The 23,310-nt window shown below is 52.4% G+C and carries 22 protein-coding genes and 1 pseudogene; 10 read left to right on the forward strand and 13 right to left on the reverse strand.

Annotated features, from left to right (window positions below):
* Nucleotides 1-93: 93 nt before the first annotated feature.
* The 5 genes from JSY17_RS25790 to JSY17_RS25020 form a co-directional block, all read right to left on the reverse strand.
* Nucleotides 94-435: a hypothetical protein gene (locus tag JSY17_RS25790; protein ID WP_080377434.1), complete on the reverse strand. Its 342-nt coding sequence runs from the start codon at nucleotides 433-435 to the stop codon at nucleotides 94-96.
* Nucleotides 436-508: 73 nt separating this feature from the next.
* Entirely contained in the window at nucleotides 509-1,447 is a 939-nt protein-coding gene (gene copD / locus JSY17_RS25005; RefSeq protein WP_024014908.1) for a copper homeostasis membrane protein CopD, read from the reverse strand.
* Nucleotides 1,448-1,450: 3 nt separating this feature from the next.
* Nucleotides 1,451-1,834, reverse strand: coding sequence for a copper homeostasis periplasmic binding protein CopC (gene copC / locus JSY17_RS25010; RefSeq protein ID WP_024014909.1), 384 nt, complete (start codon nucleotides 1,832-1,834; stop codon nucleotides 1,451-1,453).
* A 360-nt stretch (nucleotides 1,835-2,194) separates the two neighbouring features.
* Nucleotides 2,195-3,583, reverse strand: coding sequence for a heavy metal sensor histidine kinase (locus JSY17_RS25015; protein ID WP_206403302.1), 1,389 nt, complete (start codon nucleotides 3,581-3,583; stop codon nucleotides 2,195-2,197).
* Nucleotides 3,583-4,269 (reverse strand): heavy metal response regulator transcription factor, encoded by a 687-nt coding sequence (locus JSY17_RS25020; RefSeq protein ID WP_019816984.1) that lies wholly within the window; start codon nucleotides 4,267-4,269, stop codon nucleotides 3,583-3,585. The genes JSY17_RS25015 and JSY17_RS25020 overlap by 1 nt, the downstream gene beginning before the upstream one ends.
* A 204-nt stretch (nucleotides 4,270-4,473) precedes the next feature.
* Between JSY17_RS25020 and JSY17_RS25025 the strand changes: the two genes are divergently transcribed.
* The 4 genes from JSY17_RS25025 (at nucleotide 4,474) to JSY17_RS25040 (ending at nucleotide 8,368) form a co-directional block, all read left to right on the forward strand.
* Nucleotides 4,474-4,827: a co-regulatory protein PtrA N-terminal domain-containing protein gene (locus JSY17_RS25025; protein WP_024014911.1), complete on the forward strand. Its 354-nt coding sequence runs from the start codon at nucleotides 4,474-4,476 to the stop codon at nucleotides 4,825-4,827.
* Nucleotides 4,828-4,984: 157 nt separating this feature from the next.
* Complete coding sequence (locus JSY17_RS25030) at nucleotides 4,985-5,518, forward strand: cupredoxin domain-containing protein (RefSeq protein ID WP_019816982.1); 534 nt, start codon at nucleotides 4,985-4,987, stop codon at nucleotides 5,516-5,518.
* Nucleotides 5,519-5,698: 180 nt separating this feature from the next.
* A complete protein-coding gene (locus JSY17_RS25035; protein ID WP_099586120.1) occupies nucleotides 5,699-8,056 on the forward strand; it encodes a heavy metal translocating P-type ATPase in 2,358 nt (785 codons plus the stop codon).
* Nucleotides 8,057-8,167: 111 nt separating this feature from the next.
* Nucleotides 8,168-8,368, forward strand: a complete 201-nt coding sequence (locus JSY17_RS25040; protein ID WP_099586121.1) for a heavy-metal-associated domain-containing protein — start codon at nucleotides 8,168-8,170, stop codon at nucleotides 8,366-8,368.
* Between the two features lie 110 nt (nucleotides 8,369-8,478).
* Here JSY17_RS25040 and flgB read toward each other — a convergent pair whose 3' ends face one another.
* A complete protein-coding gene (gene flgB / locus JSY17_RS25045; protein ID WP_099586122.1) occupies nucleotides 8,479-8,892 on the reverse strand; it encodes a flagellar basal body rod protein FlgB in 414 nt (137 codons plus the stop codon).
* Between the two features lie 324 nt (nucleotides 8,893-9,216).
* Here flgB and JSY17_RS25050 point away from each other — a divergent pair, with 324 nt between their 5' ends.
* The 6 genes from JSY17_RS25050 to JSY17_RS25075 all read left to right on the forward strand — a co-directional run bounded on the left by JSY17_RS25050 (nucleotide 9,217) and on the right by JSY17_RS25075 (nucleotide 14,063).
* A complete protein-coding gene (locus tag JSY17_RS25050; RefSeq protein WP_019816895.1) occupies nucleotides 9,217-9,423 on the forward strand; it encodes a co-regulatory protein PtrA N-terminal domain-containing protein in 207 nt (68 codons plus the stop codon).
* Between the two features lie 177 nt (nucleotides 9,424-9,600).
* Nucleotides 9,601-11,586 (forward strand): copper resistance system multicopper oxidase, encoded by a 1,986-nt coding sequence (locus JSY17_RS25055; protein WP_206403303.1) that lies wholly within the window; start codon nucleotides 9,601-9,603, stop codon nucleotides 11,584-11,586.
* 12 nt (nucleotides 11,587-11,598) lie between these two features.
* Entirely contained in the window at nucleotides 11,599-11,847 is a 249-nt protein-coding gene (locus tag JSY17_RS25060) for a hypothetical protein (RefSeq protein WP_143522470.1), read from the forward strand.
* Entirely contained in the window at nucleotides 11,819-12,793 is a 975-nt protein-coding gene (locus JSY17_RS25065) for a copper resistance protein B (protein WP_178075383.1), read from the forward strand. The genes JSY17_RS25060 and JSY17_RS25065 overlap by 29 nt, the downstream gene beginning before the upstream one ends.
* 9 nt (nucleotides 12,794-12,802) lie before the next feature.
* On the forward strand, nucleotides 12,803-13,606 hold the full coding sequence (locus tag JSY17_RS25070; protein ID WP_099586124.1) for a c-type cytochrome: 804 nt from the start codon (nucleotides 12,803-12,805) through the stop codon (nucleotides 13,604-13,606).
* On the forward strand, nucleotides 13,596-14,063 hold the full coding sequence (locus tag JSY17_RS25075) for a DUF411 domain-containing protein (RefSeq protein ID WP_206403304.1): 468 nt from the start codon (nucleotides 13,596-13,598) through the stop codon (nucleotides 14,061-14,063). Before JSY17_RS25070 ends, JSY17_RS25075 begins: the two co-directional genes overlap by 11 nt.
* Before the next feature lie 302 nt (nucleotides 14,064-14,365).
* Here JSY17_RS25075 and JSY17_RS25080 read toward each other — a convergent pair whose 3' ends face one another.
* The 7 genes and pseudogenes from JSY17_RS25080 to JSY17_RS25105 form a co-directional block, all read right to left on the reverse strand.
* Nucleotides 14,366-14,698, reverse strand: coding sequence for a DUF2790 domain-containing protein (locus tag JSY17_RS25080; protein ID WP_277424934.1), 333 nt, complete (start codon nucleotides 14,696-14,698; stop codon nucleotides 14,366-14,368).
* Between the two features lie 187 nt (nucleotides 14,699-14,885).
* Entirely contained in the window at nucleotides 14,886-15,920 is a 1,035-nt protein-coding gene (locus JSY17_RS25795) for a transposase (RefSeq protein ID WP_232849649.1), read from the reverse strand.
* Between the two features lie 147 nt (nucleotides 15,921-16,067).
* A pseudogene (locus tag JSY17_RS25800) lies at nucleotides 16,068-16,520 on the reverse strand (TniQ family protein); the annotation flags it as partial.
* 372 nt (nucleotides 16,521-16,892) lie between these two features.
* On the reverse strand, nucleotides 16,893-18,560 hold the full coding sequence (locus tag JSY17_RS25090) for a TnsD family Tn7-like transposition protein (protein ID WP_206403310.1): 1,668 nt from the start codon (nucleotides 18,558-18,560) through the stop codon (nucleotides 16,893-16,895).
* Between the two features lie 16 nt (nucleotides 18,561-18,576).
* Nucleotides 18,577-20,037, reverse strand: coding sequence for an ATP-binding protein (locus tag JSY17_RS25095; protein ID WP_206403311.1), 1,461 nt, complete (start codon nucleotides 20,035-20,037; stop codon nucleotides 18,577-18,579).
* The gene (locus JSY17_RS25100) at nucleotides 20,034-22,202 is read right to left on the reverse strand and encodes a Mu transposase C-terminal domain-containing protein (protein WP_206403313.1); all 2,169 of its coding nucleotides are present in this window, start codon (nucleotides 22,200-22,202) and stop codon (nucleotides 20,034-20,036) included. The genes JSY17_RS25095 and JSY17_RS25100 overlap by 4 nt, the downstream gene beginning before the upstream one ends.
* Complete coding sequence (locus JSY17_RS25105) at nucleotides 22,199-23,053, reverse strand: TnsA endonuclease N-terminal domain-containing protein (RefSeq protein ID WP_206403315.1); 855 nt, start codon at nucleotides 23,051-23,053, stop codon at nucleotides 22,199-22,201. The genes JSY17_RS25100 and JSY17_RS25105 overlap by 4 nt, the downstream gene beginning before the upstream one ends.
* Nucleotides 23,054-23,310: the final 257 nt, after the last annotated feature.

Here is a 23,310-nt window from a genome sequence, read left to right on the forward strand (position 1 = left end):
ATTCCTGTGATGATCCACTGCGTGCTTCATGAGAGATGCACGCAGATATCCCATACCGCCTGACGCGGAATGAGGCTCAGTGTGGTACAGGAATCAAATGCGGGGAGGTCGCCATACCCCTGATGGGGTTTGCACAGGATGGGAATCTATGGAGATGGACGCTGCGAGGGGGCTCGACAGGGTCACCGGAGGCTTGATGATGGAGACTTGCAGCATGCCGCCGGTCTTGCACTCCTGGCCCGGCTTACAGGGTTTACCGTGCTCGGTTGGGCTTTTCATGTCATGGCAGCAGTCTTGGCCCATGCCGTCCATCATCGCCATGCCCATGGTTTGCATGGGGCACGGCTCTGTCGGCGCCTGAACACCCGCCATCCCGCTGAAGGGAAGCGCCAGGCTAATCAGGAAAATCAGGCAAAGCCGTAGATAGCGTGTCATGGGCTGAAGTGTAGCCAGTAGAAATGGTGCTAACAATCACGTTCTAGGCTTCTTGGTTAGCTGCCAGAAACCTCTATTGCGCGCTCATTTCCATTTCAGGACTTAGCGTGCCTAACCATGCGACAAGACAGATGATGAGGATTGCCATCAGGAATTCGAATTTCATGCTGCGGCGCAAGGCATTGACCGCTACAGAGTATTGACCATTGCGAACCGAGCGCTCCAATAGCGGGCTTAAGTGAAAGCGGTTCAGCGTCGCTAAAACGATCATCCCGGCAAAGAGCAGGATCTTCAAAAACAGCAACTGACCATAGGTACTGAGCATGACCTCATCAAGGTTGGGACCGACGATGAAAAGATAATTTACAACTCCCGTAACGCTTATGATCGCAACAATCACACCGCCGGCCGACTCAAAGCCAGTCAGCACGCGGGCAAGAATACGTGCTTCCTCCTCACCCTTCAGCGATTTCAACCGCAGCAGTAGAGCGAAGGCCGCTAGAGCACCCAACCAGCCACCTGCCGCTAATAAATGGAAAATGTCGCTGAGAAAATGCCAGTAGCGGCGGCTGCCTTCGTCCATGGCACCATGCCCTGTCCAGGCTAGCGTGGCCAACGCGATTGCTCCACAGGCGGTGACGATCCAGAGGCTGGGTGTCGGATATCGTTTATTCAACGCGACGCCCAGAATTGCCCCCACCAAGGCGGCTATCCGAACCATCCAGGTCAACCCAACATCGGTGCCCATGATGACCATTTCAAAAATGTGGTGATGTAGCTCCATAAGCTCCGATACACCGCTCATTGCTTTTGCAAGCAACAACATCGCAGCAAGGGACAGAGCTACACCTGCAATAGAAGTACCGTAAAGAAGCGACTCAAAGTTCAAGACCGTGCCCGATACCCTTTCCTTTCCCCTGAGACTGTACAAGCCGAATATGGCCAGTCCAAATAACAACATCAGGTCAAAATAGAGAGCAAAGCGAACCACGATATTTAATGAGTCGCTCATGGATCATTTCACTTTGAATGAAAAGTTGCCGGTGATCGGGTGGGTGTCCGAAGACACTGCACGCCATTCAACTTTGTAGGTACCGGTGGTCAGCGGTGCAGCCGGCGTAATCACCATCGTTTTCGGATCACCACCAGCAGCGACAGCGGCCTTTACACCCATGGGGGAGTTAGGCATGCCAGGCATGTCGGTCATGATCAGCTTTGCACCGGAAAACTGAGTGGTGAGATTCTCAGAAAAATGCAGTTCGATTTTCGACGGAGCCGCCGCATCCGAGCCTTCTGCCGGAGTGGAAGAAAGTAGTTTCGGATGTGCCTGGGCCACTGCACTCAGAAGCAAACCAGCAGTGATTGCAACGGCCACGGACGTAGTTTTAAGGAATGACATGCAAGACTCCTCACAGCAAGCGCTGTTGATTCGAGGTTTTTTGGGAGGAACTAGTTTTTAATTTCTTTAAAAACCACTGTTGATTAACTCGGAGCCCCCGTCCTCTTCGCCAGGTTGAACAGGAGAAACTCGCTAGCCCTAACGTTACAGTGCGAGAACACGATGCCACACGATCACAAACTGTTCGATTACATTTCAGTCAGCTTGATCCGATGTTTGGCATCTAGTCGTTGAGCGTAGCAAGGCCTGGAAAAGAGACGGCATACCGCAGGACCGGGGAGTTAAATCGATCTACAAAATCCGCAGAGGCGTAGCTAAGCGCAGAACGCCAACCCGCCGATGATCACAAATGTTCGTCGCTCAGCTAACCGTTGAATCGACGGCCGGAAACTCAAGATGAAAAGCCGTTTTTCCGTCGCCTGACGTACACCAGATCTTGCCATTGTGCGCCTCGACAATTGATCGGGTAATCGACAGACCTAGCCCTGCGTTGCTTGGACTTCCTTCTCGCCGCGCTGGGTCCACGCGATAAAAACGATCAAACAGCTTTTCAAGGTGTTCGGGGGCAATGGGCTGACCATGGTTTTCCACGACAACCGTTACCGACGCGTCCTTGTGCTGAATATCGACACTGATTGACGTCCCTTCATAGGTATAGCGCAGCGCATTTGAGAGCAGATTTGAAATAGCCCGGTCTAGCATAAGGGCATCACCTCGCACGCTCCCCCGTCCTGAAACCTTGAGCTCGATCCCGCGTTCATCCGCCAAGAGGCGATAGTACTCAAGCAATTTTTCCACGACCGCCACCAGGTCTATTGGCTTGTTCTCGTGGGTAATTAGACCGTTGTCTGACTTCGCCAGAAAAAGCATGTCATCAATCATCCGGCTCATGCGCTTCAAGTCATCAAGATTGGAGTACAAATTGTCTTCGTAGTCCTCGATGTTTCTTTTTCTCGAAAGCACCACTTCAGTGTGGGTCATCAAGTTGCTCACGGGGGTCCGTAGTTCGTGGGCAATGTCTGCCGAAAAGTTGGATAACCGGACAAATGCATCGTCGAGCCTGGATAACATGGCGTTGAACGACAACACCATCTGTTGAAGCTCTTTCGGAACGGGTGCCAGGGGAATACGCTCCTTGAGTGATTTTGCTGACATGGAGGCAGCAACCCGTGTGACCTGGCGGATAGGCCGCATGCCACTGCTAGCTACCATCCAGCCGAGTGCAGCACTGACCAATGCGCTGATCACCAACCCTATCCAAAACCATCGTTCGAGCGTCTCGAAAAAGGACATATGCTGCGTAACGTCAAAAATCAACATGACAGTTAATGGCCTTTCTTGTCCCGTCACTACGGATTGCGCAGTCACACCACGGAACATCTGCTCTTGCTCCCGCCATTCCCAGACGGTTGTGTTTGTGGTTGTTCGAAACGCCTTCGGAACGTCGACCGGGCCGGGATCCGCAAACAGCACCTTGCCGTCGCCATCGATGATAAGCGCAGTCAAATCACGGTGTGCGCCCAGCAGCGCTTCTAACTCCGGTTTAGCCTCGCTGAATTGATCGATGTTGCTCAGCCCGGACAAGATCCGCTGGGTCGAGTGGAGTTTTTCGTACAATGCCTGCTGATCCAGCATCTTGAAATGATGCCGGCTGAGGTTATTGAAACTGAGTCCGGCGACCGTGAGCACGGCCGTTACCGCGAGCATAAACATCAGACTCATACGAGTCGTCAGGGACATCCGGTTCATCACGACTCCGAATCTGGTGCATCGAGCATGTAACCCATTCCCCTTGAGGTATGAATCAACTTGACCTCAAAATCGTCGTCTATCTTGGCCCTGAGCCGTCTCACTGCAACCTCGATAACGTTGGTATCGCTGTCGAAGTTCATATCCCAAACCTGGGAGGCGATAAGAGACTTTGGCAGCACCTCCCCTCGACGACGCAGCAGAAGCTCAAGCAACGCGAACTCTTTGGCCGTAAGGTCTATGCGTTTGCCTCCTCGGATGGCTCGACGCTTGAGCAGGTCCACTTCAAGGTCAGCCAGTTTCATAAAGGTTTGCGAAGGTGCGCTGCTACCGCGACGCAGCAGCGTTCTGACTCGAGCAAGCAATTCAGAAAACGCGAAGGGTTTGATCAGATAGTCATCCGCACCGAGTTCAAGTCCCTTCACTCGGTCTTCAACGCGGTCTCTGGCGGTGAGAAAAAGCACCGGGACGTCTTTCCCGGAAGCGCGCACCTTCTGCAGGACTTCCCAGCCATCCAAACCCGGCATCATGACGTCGAGAATCAGCAGATCATAGGCTTCGCTCAAAGCGTGCTGAAGCGCCTCTTTTCCATTCGTGAAACGGTCGACATTGAACCCGGCCTCGTTGAGCCCTTGCTGCAAATAGATACCTATTTTTGGTTCGTCTTCAGCGACAAGAAGTCTCATGAGGTCGTTCTCAGATAAAGGTTAAGCGGAGTCTGCAACGAAAACTGGCAGCCAACCAGCAACTGACAGAAAAGTAATCTTGGCTTCAGGTAGATGTCAGCGAGTGCTGGCTAGGGTTCAGACATGAGCACTTCATTGGTGCTCGACCGACCTCTGAGCGATGAATCGTATGGAAGTCGGATTCCCTCATGAGGAGCTACCCCGATGAACCACCTGAAAATGCTGTTTTTTGTAAGCTCGATACTGGTCTCGGCTTCTGTGTGGGCTGAAAGCGGCGGAGATCGTGTGATTGAGCGTATGGAAGGTTTGCGCGACAAGGCCGAGGCCACGTTGATGAAAGCTGAACAAGCCCCTGAAGGAGAGCGTCACGTCCACATGGCAGAACACATGAAGATGCTTGGCGACATCATGAGCCAGCTCCACAACGATCACCCAGATGCCTCAATGTCACCCCAACAGCATCTAGCCTGGATGGAGAAGCACGACAAAATTGTTGACGACGTTTTGCGCCAGATGCAGCGCGAGCACAAATTGATGCTTTCAGAAAACCATCAATAAACGCCCCCAGGATAAGTACTTGTCAGCATCTTGTTGCGGCGTCAATTGGACGCCGTATCTATTTAGAAAACTGACAAAGAAGTAATGCCCAAGTCAGTTAGCTGGCAGCTGAGCATCATTAGCATAGCCAATGTTCCCACGTATTCCTGAGGTCACCATGAAAACTACGCTCGCTACCCCGTTCATCGCAGCAATGACCCTTTTTTTCGCTGCTACGGCTATGGCTAATGCTGGGCATGGACAAGACGACATAGGCCAGCCTGGTGTGGCCTCTGACGTTACCCGCACTGTAGAGGTCGAGATGGGCGACATTTTTTTCAAGCCTAAAAGCATCGACGTAAAACCTGGTGAAACAATCCGCTTTGTCCTTCGCAACGAGGGTTCGCTGCTGCATGAGTTCAACATCGGCAAAGCCGCTGCTCATGCAGCACACCAGAAAGAAATGGCAAGCATGTTCAAGAACGGAACATTAAGCCCTACCGGTACCGGGAAGATGAGCGGCATGAGCCACGGCATGGGCGGAATGAAGATGGTCGCAATGGAGCATGACGACCCTAACAGTGTCCTGATTGAGCCTGGCTCAACCCAAGAGCTGATCTGGACCTTCAACGACAGTGCAGGGCTTCAGTTTGCCTGCAACGTGCCGGGGCATTACCAATCGGGAATGGTCGGCGAATTTGATCTGAAATAAACCGGAGTCGGCTGTTTCTGCCGGCCCGACGCAAGAGTTGGCTACGCTAAGTCGCAAGTAACATAGCAACGCTTCTCAGCCGGGGTCCGTGCGGAAACATCACCGCACCACTGTGGAGCCGCAAATCAGCGTTGTACTGAATATGCTCATTTCTAGTAGCACCTTACAAGGGGAATAGACATGCCTACCACCTCTGGCCATCACGACCATAATCACACCCATGCTGCTTCCCGGGATGATGCTGATCTACATGACCCGGTGTGTGGAATGGCAGTCACTTCGTCGAGTAAATTTGCTGAGACTTACCAGGGACAGACGTATCGGTTCTGTAGCCTGAAATGCCAGGAGAAGTTTCGAGCGGACCCTGAGCGCTACAGTGGCCACGTGGTGCGCGACGAGTCAGGCAGCACAACGCCCGAGTCTGCGGTACAAACGGGCGCTGAATTTACGTGCCCGATGCATCCTGAAATACGGCAGACCGGACCCGGTAACTGTCCTAAATGTGGCATGGCACTAGAGCCTGTCATGCCGGCGCTTGATGAAGAAGAAAATCCTGAACTCCGGGATTTCAATCGCCGCTTCTGGTGGTCGCTGCCCTTAACCGTGGTCGTAACCGTGCTCGCGATGGCGGGTCACTCGTTACAACTTCTTCATGGTTCGACTCAAAACTGGATTGAGTTCGCTCTGGCGACACCCGTGACCTTGTGGGCAGGATGGCCTTTTTTTGTAAGGGGACTGGCCTCGGTTAAAAATCGCAGTCCCAACATGTGGACTCTGATTGGGTTGGGCACCGCCGCAGCTTATCTGTACAGCGTCATAGCAACGCTCTTCCCCGAAAGTTTTCCCGCCAATTTCATACAAGATGGACGTATCGGCGTTTACTTCGAAGCGGCAGCGGTCATCATCTCGCTCACGTTGCTTGGCCAGATCCTTGAGCTCAAAGCCCGATCACAAACTTCCGCCGCCATTAAGTCTCTTCTCGGCCTTTCGCCCAAAACTGCACGTCGGATCAATGCCAATGGCCAGGAGGAAGACATTCCTCTCACCCATGTGCACCTGGGAGACCACTTACGGGTGAGACCAGGTGAAAAGGTGCCAGTTGATGGTTCGGTACTTGAGGGTGAAAGTGCGGTGGATGAGTCGATGCTCACTGGCGAGCCAGTCCCGGTAATGAAGAAAGCTGGAGATAGCCTGATCGGCGCCACGCTTAATACGCATGGAAGCCTGGTAATGGAGGCGCAGAAGGTCGGTGCCGAAACCATGTTGTCTCAGATCGTACAGATGGTCGCGAGAGCTCAGCGTTCCAAGGCGCCGATGCAACGAATGGCCGACTCGATTGCCGGCTACTTCGTGATGGGTGTTATCACGATTGCGATAATGACATTTATCGGTTGGGGGCTTTTCGGTCCTGAGCCCAGTTGGGTGTTTGGTCTAATCAACGCTGTCGCCGTGCTGATCATCGCTTGTCCCTGTGCGTTGGGACTTGCTACGCCTATGTCGATCATGGTGTCGACAGGTAAGGCAGCCAGCATGGGTGTTTTGTTCAGAGATGCCAGTGCAATTGAAAGCCTTTGCAGAATCGACACGCTGATTGTTGACAAGACAGGCACCCTGACAGAGGGACGGCCCGTGTTTCACAGCGTGGAAGCCACTCCCACCTTCAATCCCGACGACGTCCTTCACTTGGCTGCCAGCCTTGATCAAGGTAGCGAGCATCCTTTAGCACATGCGATCGTCGATCACGCCCGAGCCGAGAACATCAAGCTCACCAAGCCCGAATCCTTTGAGTCTGATTCGGGTATCGGGGTCAGTGGCGTTGTCGATGGCAAAAAGCTCCAGCTGGGGAACACAGCGTTGATGGAAGCCGCAGGCGTGAGCACCAACTCCCTACAAGAGCGCGCTGAGGTGTTGCGACTTGACGGCATTAGTATTATCTACCTCGCAGTCGACGGCGCATTGGCAGGACTGTTGGCCGTATCAGATCCGATCAAGCCAACCTCAAAAGAGGCCGTCACCAAGCTTAAGGCTCACAACGTGAAAATCATCATGGCTACTGGGGACGGGCTTACTACCGCTCGGGCTGTCGCCAGGGAAATGGGGATTGAAGAGGTCCACGGTGAAGTCAAACCCCATGACAAGGAGCGCCTGGTGGCAGATCTACAGCAACACGGGCGAAAAGTGGCCATGGCGGGTGACGGGATCAACGATGCTCCGGCCCTAGCGCGAGCAAATGTCGGGATAGCCATGGGAACGGGGACTGACGTGGCGATGAATAGCGCGCAACTCACGCTGGTAAAAGGTGACCTGATGGGGATCTTACGAGCACGAGCTCTTTCAGTCGCCACAGTTAAAAACATGCGCCAGAATTTGGGCTTCGCTTTTCTCTACAACTCAATGGGTATACCTCTTGCCGCTGGTTTGCTCTATCCATTGACGGGGCACCTCCTGTCGCCAATGATCGCTGCTATAGCCATGAGCGTCAGTTCTGCATCTGTAGTATTCAATGCATTGAGGTTGAGGAATAGTCGAATTGACTGAGCGTCGATGACGCTCACGAACTTGATCAGATAATCGTTGACCTTGCCATGGTGTCAACGTCGATGCTGTCGTTGCGGGGAAAAGACACCGCTCAGCACGAGGGTAATTAACATGGTCGTCTTAGATGTATCAGGCATTGGTTGCGGCAGCTGCGTCGGCAAAATCACCAGAGCGATCCAGGCACTGGACAACAACGCTACGGTCTCCGTCGATCGATCAACCGGGAAGGTGAGTGTTGAAAGTAGCGAAAACGCGGAACAGCTTCGTAAAGCTGTGGAGGCGGTTGGTTTTCCTTCCAAGATCAGCCGTTGAACGGAGACTCCTGTTCCTGAGTAGAGCGTCGTCTGGAGGTGAATACCTTTGAATCCGAAAGTACCTGAGCCGCTGTATCAGCCAAAGTTGGCTCGCATGCGCCTACGCTGCTAGTCACCGCGCAGAGCTTTGAGCAAACCCTTGAATGCTCCATTTAACCGAGTAAAAGCGGCATCGAAACGTATCGCGTTTTCCGTGTATTTTGCGACCTCGACCTGCTGATCGACAGTATTTTGGTCCAAGGCAGGTTGAGCCGGTGTGCTGTAAAGCAAGTCGCGCCCGTACACAGCCACTGCCGATTCTTTCTTAAGAAAATGCTTTGCGTTTGTTGTTTTCAAAGAAAACGCAGTGGTAGCAGGTTCTTTTGTTTGGCTGGCGAGCACAGCAGAAAAATCCAAGTCCTGGGCTTTGAAGTTCGGAGTGTCAGCGTTGGCGATATTGTTACTCAAGATCTCAGCTCTTTGGCCGCGATAAACTAACGCTCTTTCTGCGAAGCCTAATGCTTTCTCAAAATTAATACTCACAATTAATTACCCTCGGTGGTATTACTATCTTTTTGCTCATCGACACTCAGCTTGCAGCAGCGCATACAAGTCTTCTATTAATTTTAATGCAGAGACCTAAAAGCATCGCCTCCGTAAGAGCTAACGAAAACCAAGCAATGATTACACTTCAATCTCATATTCGATCAAGAAAAATATCCCAAACTGACACAACTGTAATCTTGGCCTAAGCTTCCTGACAGGGGATGTCTCTTATAGTCCAACTGAGCCTATTGCTCACCCCCAAAGAGTCCAATCCATGATGTGATTCAGAGGGGATATTTTCACACACCTGAGATAGCCCATATGAACACCATCAAAACCTTGTTCGTCGTCGCAGCGCTGACTGTTTCCACTCTGGCCATGGCTGAAGGCGGCGGTGACCGGACTTTCGCACGTATGGAAGTGGCCAGGACGAATTCGATGGAATCGTACCAAGTAGCTCAAACGCAGAGCGCTCAACCGCCTGTCGCTGAAAGCAAAGCCAAAGCGATGGATCATAAAAACTGCTGAACGATTGGGCACGCGGCCAAGCTGACAGAAATGTAATCACGAAGGTGGTTTAGATGTGGCAATTTCTGAGCTCGCTTGCAATGAAAAATTCGTCTTTTTTTCGGCAAGCGAAGCTCATCTTGCCAACTCACGGGTTGATTTGAACGGCTCCCTTTTGACTGATCGGAAATAAACGGCATGCATTCCAAACCCTCTAGACGGACATTCGTTAAAGGCCTGGCCGCCGGCGGCATCCTTGGCGGCCTTGGTCTGTGGCGCACTCCTGTATGGGCAGTGACCAGTCCAGGCCTGCCGAGCGTCCTCACCGGCAACGAATTCGATCTGTTTATTGGTGAAACGCCGGTAAACATCACTGGCTCGCCGCGCACAGCCATGACCATCAATGGCTCGTTACCGGGGCCTTTGCTGCGATGGCGCGAAGGGGAGACGGTCACTCTGCGCGTGAAGAACCGTCTGGACCAAGACACCTCCATCCACTGGCACGGCATTATTTTGCCTGCCAACATGGATGGCGTACCGGGTTTGAGCTTCCACGGCATCGCGCCCGACGGCATGTACGAATACAAGTTCAAGGTCCATCAAAACGGCACGTACTGGTACCACAGCCATTCTGGGTTGCAAGAGCAGGCAGGTGTTTACGGGCCAATAGTCATCGATTCGAAAGAGCCTGAGCCGTTTCAATACAATCGCGACTATGTGGTTATGCTGACTGACTGGACCGATGAGGATCCTGGTCGCGTCATGGCCAAACTCAAGAAACAATCGGACTACTACAACCACCACAAACGTACCGTGGGCGACTTCATCGACGACGTCAGCAAGCAAGGTTGGTCTGCTGCCGTCGCCGACCGGAAAATGTGGGCCGAAATGAAAATGAACCCAACTGATCTGGCAGACGTCAGCGGGGATACCTACACCTACCTCATGAATGGCCAAGCGCCGAACGGCAACTGGACCGGTATTTTTAAGCCTGGCGAGAAGCTACGCCTGCGCTTTATCAATGGCTCAGCGATGAGCTATTTCGATGTTCGCATTCCGGGTTTGAAAATGACCGTGGTGGCGGCCGACGGCCAATATGTCCAACCAGTCAGTGTCGATGAATTCCGAATCGCCGTGGCAGAAACCTATGATGTGATTGTTGAGCCTGTCACCGAGGAGGCTTACACAATCTTTGCCCAGTCTATGGATAGAACCGGCTATGCGCGGGGGACCTTGGCAGTTCGTGAAGGACTGAAAGCACCGGTACCGGCGATCGATCCGCGTCCGCTGTTGACCATGGATGACATGGGCATGGGCGGTATGGCTGGCATGGACCATGGCAGCATGGCTGGCATGGGCGGCGGCGATATGAAACAGGGTGACATGTCAGGTATGGCTGGCATGGATCACAGCAAGATGCAGGGAATGGACCAAGGTGACATGACCGGGATGACCGGCATGGGCAGCGGTGACATGACCAACATGGCCGGCATGGACCATAGCAAGATGGCAGGTATGGACAAAGGTGACATGTCCAACATGGCCGGCATGGACCACAGCAAGATGGCGGGGATGGACAAAGGCGACATGTCCAACATGGCCGGCATGGCCGGCATGGATCACAGCCAGATGGCAGGGATGGGCGGTATGGGAGGCGAGATGCAGTCTCACCCAGCGTCCGAAACCAACAACCCGTTGGTTGACATGCAGGCCATGAACCCAACGCCAAAACTGAACGATCCAGGTATCGGGTTGCGGAACAACGGTCGACGAGTGCTCACTTACTCAGATCTCAAGAGCACTTTTCAAGACCCTGATGGCCGAGAGCCCAATCGCACCATTGAGCTGCATCTGACCGGTCACATGGAAAAGTTTTCCTGGTCCTTCAACGGCATCAAATTTTCTGATGCTGAACCCCTTCGTCTCAAGTACGGGGAGCGTCTTCGCATCACCTTGGTAAACGACACCATGATGACGCACCCCATCCACCTTCATGGAATGTGGAGCGACCTTGAAGATGAAAACGGCAAGTTCATGGTACGTAAGCACACAATCGACATGCCACCGGGTACCAAGCGCAGCTATCGAGTCACCGCCGATGCTTTAGGTCGCTGGGCCTATCACTGCCACCTGCTTTTCCATATGGAAATGGGCATGTTCCGTGAAGTACGGGTTGATGAGTAACGGAGACGATCTGTGAGCACACACCTAAATCGTAAATCGCTGGTCGGTTGCCTCTTTGCCTTTGGCCTGATGGCTGGATTCTCCTGCGTAGCATTGGCAGTCGAAGAACGTGGTGATCATTTACCTGCTACTTCTGCGGATGCGCCGAACAAGACTGCGACCACGTCAAACGAGGCAACGCCGAATCACGCGACGATGCCTCATACCAAGATGCGCCATGAGTCGATGGATCATGACCAAGAAAACAAGAAGGCGGATTGAGATCATGACCAGGAATTTTTTACGCCCAACGTTGATGGTATTGGCAGTTTCTACGAGTCCTGTCTTCTTTGCCGTGGCTCACGCCGCTGAAGAGATGGATCACTCCAAGATGAACCATGGCTCCATGGGAGCGATGGACCATAGCAACATGGGGGCTATGGACCACAGCAAGATGAAAATGGACGACGGTCAAATGACCGGCATGGAAAGTATGGATGAAGGGACGCCGACAACCAGTCGAACCCCTGTCCCCGTACTTACCGATGCTGACCGTGCAGCCGCCTTTCCAGATGTCGCTGGTCATGGTGTCCACGACAAAACAATCAACTCTTTCATGCTGCTGGATAAGTTTGAATACCAGGATGCTGACAACGGTAGTGCGTTGGCCTGGGATGCGAAAGGATGGATCGGCGGTGACATTGATCGGCTGTGGTTGCGCTCGGAAGGCGAACGTACCAATGGCGTGACGGAAAGCGCTGAATTATCCGCGCTCTGGGGGCACTCCATCGGACCGTGGTGGGACGTCGTCACCGGTGTACGACAGGATTTCAAACCAGGGTCCCCTCAAACCTGGGCCGCACTTGGCATTCAGGGCATGGCCCTCTATAACTTCGAGGCCGAAGCGACTGCCTACATCGGTGAGAACGGTCAATCGGCTGCTCGGCTGGAAGGCGATTACGACATTCTGCTGACGAATCGATTGATCTTGCAGCCGACGGCCGAGGTCAATTTTTATGGGAAGAATGACCCTCAGCGCGGCATCGGGTCCGGACTAGCCAACACCGAAGTGGGGCTCCGATTGCGTTATGAGATTGTCCGCCAATTTGCCCCTTATATCGGGGTGAGTTGGAGCCGTTCTTATGGCAATACGGCAGACTTTGCACGTGAGGAAGGTGAAGATGCCAGCGAGGCACGCTTTGTCGCCGGTATCCGGATGTGGTTCTGAGAACCGGGCATGAAGATTACACTGAAGGCGCTGATAGCTGCTGGTCTGGCCACCGTAGCAGCGGCTGCCGGCGTGGTGTATTTCGGCGTGATCAATGTCGGGGCAGATGATCCCCACTCTGCCCCCGTCTACGCACTACTTTCTATTGCTCGGGATCGCTCGATCGAAGTGCGCTCGCGCGACATTCAGGTCCCCGACCTGAGCCAAAAAGCCCTCATCCGTGAAGGTGCTGGCAACTACAACTCGATGTGTGTCGGTTGTCATTTGGCTCCGGGCCTTACAGGCACCGAACTGAGCAACAGCCTTTACCCCGCACCTCCGAACCTTTCGAAACTGGGCGTCGATGGGCACCCAGCCGCAGCTTTTTGGATCATCAAGCACGGCATTAAATCCACCGGCATGCCCGCGTGGGGCAAAAGCATGGCCGATCCCTACATATGGGGGATGGTCGCATTTCTCCAGCAACTCCCGTCACTGGATGCAGAGCAATATAAAGCTCTGATCACGAGTAGCGGTGGCCATCAACACGGTGGTGGCGAAAGCGTGATGCACAACCATGAGGGTCAGCATGGAACGACCCAGGGGCAAAGTGGCGCAGGTGCTGCCAACCAAAGGGCGGAAGTCCGCGCTCATGATGACGAGAAAAACACGGCACATGCCCATGGCCCCTCCGCAGCGCTGTCTGCAAATGAGCCTGCTGACCACGCCGATCATAAGGGTGGGGAAGCTTCAGATGATGCGGCCCCGACTCCAACCGTACAGCCCAAATCACATACACATACCGATGGGAAGGAACATACCCATGCGAAATAACTCTCTTCGTCGCAGACGGGCACTTCGTCTCGCTGCTCTCGTCGCTCTGTTCATCAGTTCAGCCAGTCACGCAGCAGAGCCATTGACGATCGATGTACATCGCGACGCTAATTGCGGGTGCTGCAAGAGATGGATCCAGCACCTTGAAGCGAGCGGCTTTACCGTCGTTGATCACGTGGAAACCAACATGAGCGCGATCAAGCGCGGTCTCGGGATTTCTCCTGAGCTCTCGTCCTGTCACACAGCAACCGTCAACGGAAAGTTTGTTGAAGGTCACGTGCCCGCCGAGCAAATCATTGCGATGAGCAAACGTGATGACCTGCTCGGGATTGCCGTTCCAGGCATGTCGGCCGGCTCCCCAGGAATGGAAGTGGACGGGAAACATGACGCGTATAAGGTAATCGGATTGTCAAAGGCAGGCACAGACCACGTCGTTGCTGCATACCCCGAAAACTGATCTTCTAATTGCTCCTGCATGGTGAGGGTCATGGCCATGCAGAGGACATAGCTCATTTCGACGTAAAAAAGGCGCCACGAGGGCGCCTAAACCGCCTCCCAAACCAAAGGAAAAACAAGGAGGCGGGATGTATCAGGTGGTCGAGCAATTGTTTACTGTACGTTAGAAACACTCCAGCTGACGGATATAATTTCACAAAACGGATAACTTCAGCCTTTCCTGAAAATTACTTCTAGGTCAGCGAGCAGTAAGCTAGTTTCGGACAAAGGAAAATTATGCAGTTCTTAAATAATTTTCATTGTCTAGCTTCCATGGGGGCAGTTGTCGGCCATGACCTTATATTCCACGGTGTTAAGCTTGCCCGTAGAGTCTTCATAGGTCATGCGTGAAGGAGCAACCCCACAGGTTTTATTGGCTTGCGTGACACTGACGACCTTCTGGATGTCGAGGTTCATACCATATTCATAATGAACAACTTCAGGAGAAGTCTTGCCATTCCTTGAGGCATATTGTTCCATTGCTTGTTGGTTCTCTTGCATCATTCGACCATACACGCGGTCACCGCCTCCTTCAGCCATGGCTAATGAAGATAAGGTCAAAATCGAAGCGGCGCAAAACGCTTTCACTGCTGTCATTGCTTTCATGATTTTCTCCTAAAGCTCAATTTACTGAGTTAAAGAGTAACAAGTGAAAGCTTTCAGAAAGCTGCCGCGAAGGTTACTAATGTGAAAGGTGGACGCTACCCCGCATTTACGATTTCAAGCCAGATGGGATTTTTGTTAACACCAAAGGCTGGCAGACGCTGACGGAACAAAGATGCCCTCAAAAGCTTATTTGAACCGGTGGTCCCTCCCAACTCCTCGATACGCCGGTAGACCTGAGCAGGGCCTCCGCGTCGACCCCGGTTCTTGCCAGACTTTCCAGATCCCACTCGAAGAAACTGGAAAAAACCAGGAAAACCTTGCTTGATACCGCTGAGGTCAATCTTACCGTCGAGTAATTCACGGGGAGCTTCATCCTGATGAGTTCAGAGACAGTCCACACCAAAGTTCTTAGACGGAAATGCCATACTGACTCCTGATGAATCTTGATCTGTTGATACGTAAGAGGGAACCTCTGCATGCGTAGATCCAGCTCATGAGGTAACGAACCTGGGAGCAGCGATTGCAAATTCCGAATGTTCACTCTCTTCGGATCTTTCGTAACTTTATACAGCTCATCTACGCCCGCTTCGATAAGGGCTGCATAGGCGTCGTCTCTTGAGTCGACGGACTTTTCGACCTTAACTGTATCTTTTTTAGGTGCATGGAGTTTTGCCATTAACCATGCGTTATCATTTTCTAGAATCCATTGCGTAGGTTTGTACGCCTTCTTCCAGAGGTACTCGATATCGGCATCGGTACGTAGCGCTAAAAGCAACTCGATTTTTTGGCGATATCTAGTTTTTTGGCTAAGACGCGATTCTTCGACTTTGGGCGCTCGCGGTGAAACAGCGGCACTCAGCAGGATAGACTCATTCTTCAGAGCCTCTTCAAAGCCATCTGCGCTGGAAAACAAATGAAGAGCAATGATCAAATGCCGCGCGAGCGGCATATTTAGCTGACCTTTGTCTGATTTGAGCCGGATCCATTGCTCATGCTTTCCGGTATTGTAGGCTGGATCAATCTGCGCCAAAAGCTCATCGCCGTAAGCGCTTTGGATGCTGTCGAATAGTTTTGCGATACCTGCATTTTTTCCGAAAATGAATCCGCGTTTCTTGCATTGGCGGACGTAGCACGAACTTAATACCGTACTGCCTATCGGAGGGATATTGCGTTGCAGGATATCGTGCGCGAACAGGGCGACTTTCTGTTCCATTTTTGAGCCCTTGTGAGTCGCTGCGCTGTTTAAGGGGCTCCAGCCGCATGCACATGGCTCAGTCAGATTGGGAAGTAGCTTCAATTTTCGGTAGAACGGGCGAGAGCACTCGGGGCAGGCATGAATCAATGCGTCGCCATGACGCCAACAGACGGCAACACCGGGTATCTGGTGAGACCGATGCCAGTAGGCAGAACCCCGATCGATCAAATCCTCCTGAACGCAGGTAGGACATAGCTTAGCCTTGCCATGGGTGGACTCTTCTCTGCGGGGCACTCGTACCACCCCGTCATAACCCAGTGGCCCTACGTTGTTCTCTGGCCCCTGCTTAACCCCAAGAAACGGTCGGTAAGCAGGAAAAGTAGTATTGCTTCTGATCAACTCTGCGAGATTGCTCTCCGATTGCCCCGGCAGCCTGTGCGCGAGACTCTCGATCTGCTTGGGTACGATGCCACCAATGCAAAAGGGTTTCGATGCGAACAAATCGCGATAGGTTTCCGTCGCGGTTCTGTTACCTGACAGATAGTGATATCGGGTGACACGAGAGTAAAGCATTTCATCCGGCATCGAAACGGGGAAAAATAATAGATCAGACATCATTTACCGATTAAAGGTAGGGCTCGAAGAGAATGTGCATCCGGGGCAGTATATATGCAACCCCTAAAATTCTGTATCCGGTCTGGATTTAAAATGCAAAGCCGCTCAACTTTGAATCGTAGTGAATTCATCTAAATCCTGCCGCGCCCGTATTCCTCGAATACAAAACACGTATCGATAACCCCGCGTAGGTCAGCCCATGCCGGCAAAACTATTTCGGTTGATCGCGGGTTAGTACGTTTACATGCTGATCGTGATGATCCAGCGTACGCCGGACCTATTCTGAAGGGGAATTTTTTCATTAACAGAAAAATAATGGGTTTATGGTGAATTGATTTAGAACTTTTTTAGATGGAGGGGGAATGCCCAGCTGGATTACAGTATGGGTCGAATGCTCGCGACCCGGTAGAGCGAAGAACGTGATACAGGCTTGCCCTCCGAGAGCAATTGGCGTCTAGCCCATCGCAGACGCCTATCGTGAAAGCCTTCGATTGGTTCACATACTTTTTCGAGCATTGCTGCACACAGAGGAAGCTTGCAGAGCTGCTTTTCGAAGCGAGAAAGAACATGAAGCTCCCGACCAATCCTCGTACGCGAAATGCGGACGGGCTTACCCGCAAGACCATAAAGCGCGTCGGCACACTGACGGACTTCGCCGGCCAGTCTCTCATCGAGAGCAGCAAACATTTCGGCGCTATTTAGACGGGGCGTACGATGGGGGCTTGGGTTTGCAGTTAACTCCGAAAGCCACCGCCTATCGTGGCGATACAGCCACGCATACCCCCTGCATGCATGTGCTTTGTGAATTCGATAATCAGCCTCGAAAGCCGCGCGTCTTGCGCATAGCTCAATGTGAAATCGTGCCTCTCTCCAAGCATCTTGCCCGCCGGGTACATTTCGGATGTGACGATAGACATACGCTGATGAAACGCCTAGAACGGCAGCGATCTTTTTGGCATCAGCTCCTTCAAGAGCATGTTCCCACACAGCGGTTGAGGAACAGTCCAGGCCTCCACCAGGCATCACCGCAGAAGGACGCGTGTGAAGTCGAATGTGAGCTTTCGGGGCACACGCCATCTTCTGTTTCAAAGGGCATTGACCATGCAGCAAGCTCACCATGTCAATGCCTAGAGCACCGGCCAATAAAATGTATTTGAGCGGATGGTGGGAGGTTATAGGCGTACGAAGCAGCTTGGTGACCCATGAGGCGGGTGTACCTGCACGAACTTCCCCGAGTATAGAAAATTCCCATTCTCGCGGGAGTGCGGCAAAAAAATCGGCCATGTGCTGCGCCAGCATGTGCAGGTGCAAGCGATGGTTATCAGAAGCAAGGTTGAGCTGCGTTGCCCTTTGTAAAAGCGTGTAGCGCACCGCCTCCGCCGACAAAGCAGTGACTTCAGACTCAAGGACCTGAAGTGAGCGCAACGCTATTTCGTGAAGCGGCGGCAGGCACCGCAACGGGGTGTCGAGAAGTACCGTGTGTGCTTGCACATTCTCATCATTGGGCAGATTGAGTTGCCGAGAGCTGCGGCTGGACCAGCGAGGATCAAGGATCCTGAGTGACGTGCCGTGATGCGGACATACCAGCACGCCTGGAAGCATGTGGACCCTGTGCCAGTAAGCGACTCCCCGTTGAGCCTGATCTTGTGCGATACATTCTGGGCATAACCGCACTCGGGAGGCGAATCCAATACGGCTCGCGTTGACGCCCAGCTTCAACATCAAGCCTTTCCCATCAGCGGTCATCAGCGTCCGAGCGTGTTCGACCTGGCTCATCCTCAAAAAAGGCGCATAGTAGGGTAATAATGTGTGGCGCATGAGGACCTCGGCGACCGATAGCTCGGTACCGCTGGGTAGCGCATCGACAAAATCCCCTAAGTGACTCGGGAATGCCACATTTTGCGAAAAAGCTGCCGCCGATTTCAGTCCGGCAAATGCTGCTTGGCAATTACGGACACCACAAAGGCGGGCATAACGAGAAATCACGCTGTGCAGCGTCTCGTCGGGAAACGCGGCGGGGAAGAAATGGAGTTTAAGGTGCACTTCACCCCCCTCCGACTCACGCTTTGTGATACATCGGTGAGAACTCAAACAGGTCCTCGTTGAGCCAGCCCGCAGCGCGCAGAGCGTCGAGGGGAGCGTCATGTTCGCTAAGCGCTTTAGCCTCTGAGTTTTCCACAGCAGTAGCAATCGGCGATGGGTGATCTTTCGCATGAATGGTCGGAGATGGGTCTGCCGGCTTCTCACGGGATACAACGCTTCGAAGCAAGGTAAGGCGATCCTCTCGTGCCAATCCATCGAAAACCATCATTTCGCTCAGCTGATCCTCAATCGGCAGCAAATCGTCAAACTGTCGCATCCGCTTCGGATCACGGCTACGCAGAGCTGAAAGGGCTGGCTTTAGAATCTGCATTTTTGAGTTGCTTACCTTCACCAGGATCTCGGCAGTCAAACACTCCGAGCCACTCTGGACCGCATAACGCTGACTCAATACCAGCAGCTTGACCAGGAAATCCGTGACGCCTTGAGTGTGCTCATACAGCGTGTCAAAAATCTCGTCGGTCAGCTCAGCCGTCTGTTTGCACCACTGATAGCTCCAGAGATTTTCGACCAACAACCGCCACTCCTCATCATCCTTTTCGAATCGTTTGAATTCGAGCGTACCAGCACCACAGACTCGGCGGGCAGTCCGCATGGCTTCTGAGAACAGGCTAATCGTCGAGTTCGTGCCACTGAAAACCACCGGGATACCGATGTTGTTTACCAAGTGCAGGAAAAAATTCAGCATGCTCTCCTTACCACCAGTTTTCGCCAGGTGGAGGTTTTGCAGCTCGTCGATCAACAAGGCGCCGATGAAAAACGTGCTGGCCACCTGCTCCATCTGTTGCAGCGCATCATTGATGTTTCGATGCCTGTAGCGCTTGTGGTAGTCCTTGTCTCCCAGAGCGTCACCAACCGCATAAAAAAACTGCTGGCAAAATCCAGCCAGCGATCCATCCCGAGGGCAGTCAAGCTTCAGCCATGTGATTTGGGTATGAACAAACTGCTTTCCCTCATAGCGCTCATGGCGGATTGTCTGTGGATAAAGGCTCAAGATGGCGTGGAGTGCCGTTGACTTGCCAATGCCGCTCAGGCCGACGACCGTAAACGTTTCTGCAGTGGACTTGAACGCATCGTGGTAACGCTGAGCTCCCGATAAGGAATGCAAATGCCGGACGGTAGCGGGCGACATCGGGTTACGCCCGACATACCCTCGACGGATGAGCAGTGAGAACAGGGCCTCCAGTTCCAGATGTAGCAAGAACGGCTGTACGACGGTTCTCAGCCTGTCGATACAGTGGATTCGAGTGGCTCCTTCGAGCGTCAGCTCTTTCGGATCCACCGGCTGAGGAAAGTTCGAGATCAGTTCAACAGCCGCCGCCTCCGACAATATCGGAGGCAAAGCTTCGATAAGCGGGTTACCCGCATACTCACTAATGTCCTGTCTGACGTAATTGGCAAACGTCTGTGCACCTTTCATTTTGCCTGTCCTGGCCGAATTCTTTTGAGCAAATCGATAACCTGCGCTGTGCGCTCGCCGGCATATGAATCATGCGCTTTCTGTGTCGTTTCAGATTGAAGTGAAGCTGGCTCCACCCTGACGCCTTCAGGAACAACCGCATTTTCACGCTCGCGGAGACGTTCTTCTGCGCGGTTCTCGCGGATGTTTCCAGTGGCCTCTGCCTTAGTAGGCGGAGCAGGTTCCTGTTTTCGTTCTGCGAGCGCATGACTGATGATCTGGTGGACCTGATCGCTAAGCTGCACACGGCTTTCCAGCTCAGCTCGACGGCGAGTAGGCGGTTTTTGGCGATAGGCTTCGAGCAGATCAAAAATCTCGTCCGAGCGGTAATTCGCGTAACCGGCATCCGATCGTCGAAGATCACAACGGATAAACTGCTTGGCCTCTCCTTGAATCCAGATGTGTGCCGCAGAGTTCGGATCGAACCAACACTCTATTGACCAAACGCCCCCTTTGCGAGCCTTGGCAAACCAATCTTTCTCTATGGCCATATCGCACACGTAGTGCATGCCGCGAAACATCACTCCGCCCTTTTGAACGGTCGCGCGCTCACGCGGTAAAAGGTGGAGATAAACCAGCTCGTCTGGACGTTTGTTGGATTCGATCAGGTCGTTGTCGCAGGCCCAATTCCATATACCGTTAGGCGTAGGTTCTACGCCGTCATTCATCATCGCTTGAGTCAGTCGGTCAGGCTGTCGATGGTGCCGGTTATAGTGGAGCACGCAATTGATGAGGATCTGGGTGAACTCTTTGAGGTTCAGCGTGGCATCGAGCCGGTAATCTCGCTCGCCGCGCTCTTTGTCCCGCGCAGCTACCCCGCCAGGTAGCCATCTGATACCCGTCAAATCATTCAAAATGCCAAACCGACTTTCTACCATAGGCTTCCAATCAGGCCGATAAGGTGGGGCAGTGCCCATCTCAATTCCCAATCCTGAGGATAACCCCTCTGCTGCGAGTGACAGCATCTCTCCCCGGTCGGCATAAATCTGGTGGGGCAGGTGATGACAATTCCAATCATCTGCATCGATTTCAACGCCGTTCTGAGCGCAGAACTCGACTTTGGAAGTAAACGCGTTGAACAGCGCTTGTCTCGCCCCATTCCAACTAGGGCCCTCTAATCCTACATAGAGACCAGCAATCATTCCGGAGAAACTATCCACTACGATATAAACGACGGGCCGACCAATGAGCATCCGTCTAGAGTAGCTGTTGACCAAATAAATATCGGCAATCGTTGCGTCGATTTCGAACTGATGACAGGGTCCACGCAGCCAATCTCGAACGGTACCTGAAAGCGGACGGCAATCCTTTAACCACCTCCTCAACCCTTTACGGCCACGCTCGGTTTCAATCTGGTCGAAAAAAATCTGTCCCCAATACTGGAACTGCCTCAAGCTGGGGAGCTCTGAACCAGGCAACAAACGAAGCGCATCTTCACTGTTTTTAGAGATGTCTCGAACAGAGTAGAATCGTCTCAACATTTCATCATATGCGCTCGAAATAGATGATTTCTTATCTCTTACATAAAGAGCATATCCAACACGGATGCATCGTTTATCAACTGCACTGAGCATCTTGGAAGGCGAAGTAAGAACGCCTTGAAATTTAGGCTTTCGCCCTGGTGGCCTGCTCGGATCATATTTTCTATCGGCAATCCCTACTGCCGCATAATTGTTAAGCAATGAGTTGCGAACTTGACCATAAAACCAATAGCGGTAAAGAAGCCGATAGATCGTTTTCCGCTGGATTCCGAGCTCTGACGCCCGTTTGCTAACAAGTCGGCCTAACTCACCTCGTACAAATATTTGTCCTGGGTATTCAGGATCTAGCAGAGGGGCGATGACGGCCCACTTTTCGTCCCGGCCTTGCTTGGCTCTCTCATCCAACTGTTCCTCAAGCACAAGCATGAACTCGGGCGTGGCAATGGCTGCTGGCTTGGTGTGGCCAGACGCCAACGATCGACGAAGCTCCTCCAGACCCACAGCGTATGGCTGCCGGGGTGGGTCAGCTAGATCCATCACAACTGCTAAGTCATGCGTTTCATCCTGGTACAGGAGCCTGGCTATCGTAGCGATGACCGACAGATCGGTTACAGGCTCGAAAACGTCATTAACGAGAACAGTCATGACATCTTCTCCTTCAACGATACTTGGACAGGGCTCGGGGAAACTTCGAAGTCAGGAACTAGACCAGTAAGATGGAGAGGAGTGTTAACCAGATCTATTTTCAGTATCTTGTTCCAAACCAGATGAAAGAAAATTGCTTGAGCGTCTATATAGGAAATGGACAGAAGTGATGCTATTTTTCTTAGACAGGTGGCCAAGGTCCATGAATATTCCCGGCTGTTTACCAAGCATTCAATAAAATTCGAATGCAACGGCACTTTCATTAGGTCACGAGAGAGCTTCGAGTATCTCCTGACTAGTCCGAGATTTTTTATAAAATCTCGTGTAAAAAACTCGTCTGTTACGATTTTCCAATCTACACCTTGGCTTTCCCAAAAGCGCTTTTCAATTTCAAGTTTTTCAAGCGTTCTTTTACTTCCGTTGCCAATTAAATCGGAACGATACTTCACCGTCCTAGCTACCGATTTGAAGTTTCCGCTCGGGTCCTTAACAGTTAAGAGGAAGTCTGTTGTCATCACATAAGGCAGTGTTGTTCTAGGGTATCTTGGATAGCGTACATCTATCGCCGACGCTATCGCTTGCGCACGCTCTGTGGGTAGTAAAGGGTATTGCTCCCGTATATCCACGATGTCTTCAGAAAATTCACACACAAGGAAGTACGAACGCTCGAGATCTGACAGGAGGTGATGAATCCTCTCGATCTTCACACCTTGAATCTTGTGCGAACGACCTATCGACGGGACATCTTGTACCCGCAGCCAAGGCACGTAGCTTGCCCCGGCGCCTTCGCCAAATCCATTTGCAATGTGCCGTTCAATGTCCTGCTGTGATGCAAATTTACGACCTCGCAACCCACGCCTCCTCAGTCGATGCGGACCGCTTCACCTCGCGTCGAGAAAAAGTCGTAGAAGGACACGACCGCCAAAGCGGCCGCATTCAAAACATTTTCCAGACTACACCCGCTGAAAGTTGAAGCGATGAATCCAGACCAAAGGGAAAGCCTGGAAAGGAAAACCCCCGTAGATACGGGGGTTTGAGCCTTGTGTCAATCTATGTTCATGCGTGTCAAACTTTATTGTTTTGTGTCAATCTTTATTGTTGAAAACCA

It is taken from the genome of Pseudomonas capsici, from assembly GCF_017165765.1.
In the GTDB taxonomy this organism is placed as follows: domain Bacteria; phylum Pseudomonadota; class Gammaproteobacteria; order Pseudomonadales; family Pseudomonadaceae; genus Aquipseudomonas; species Aquipseudomonas capsici.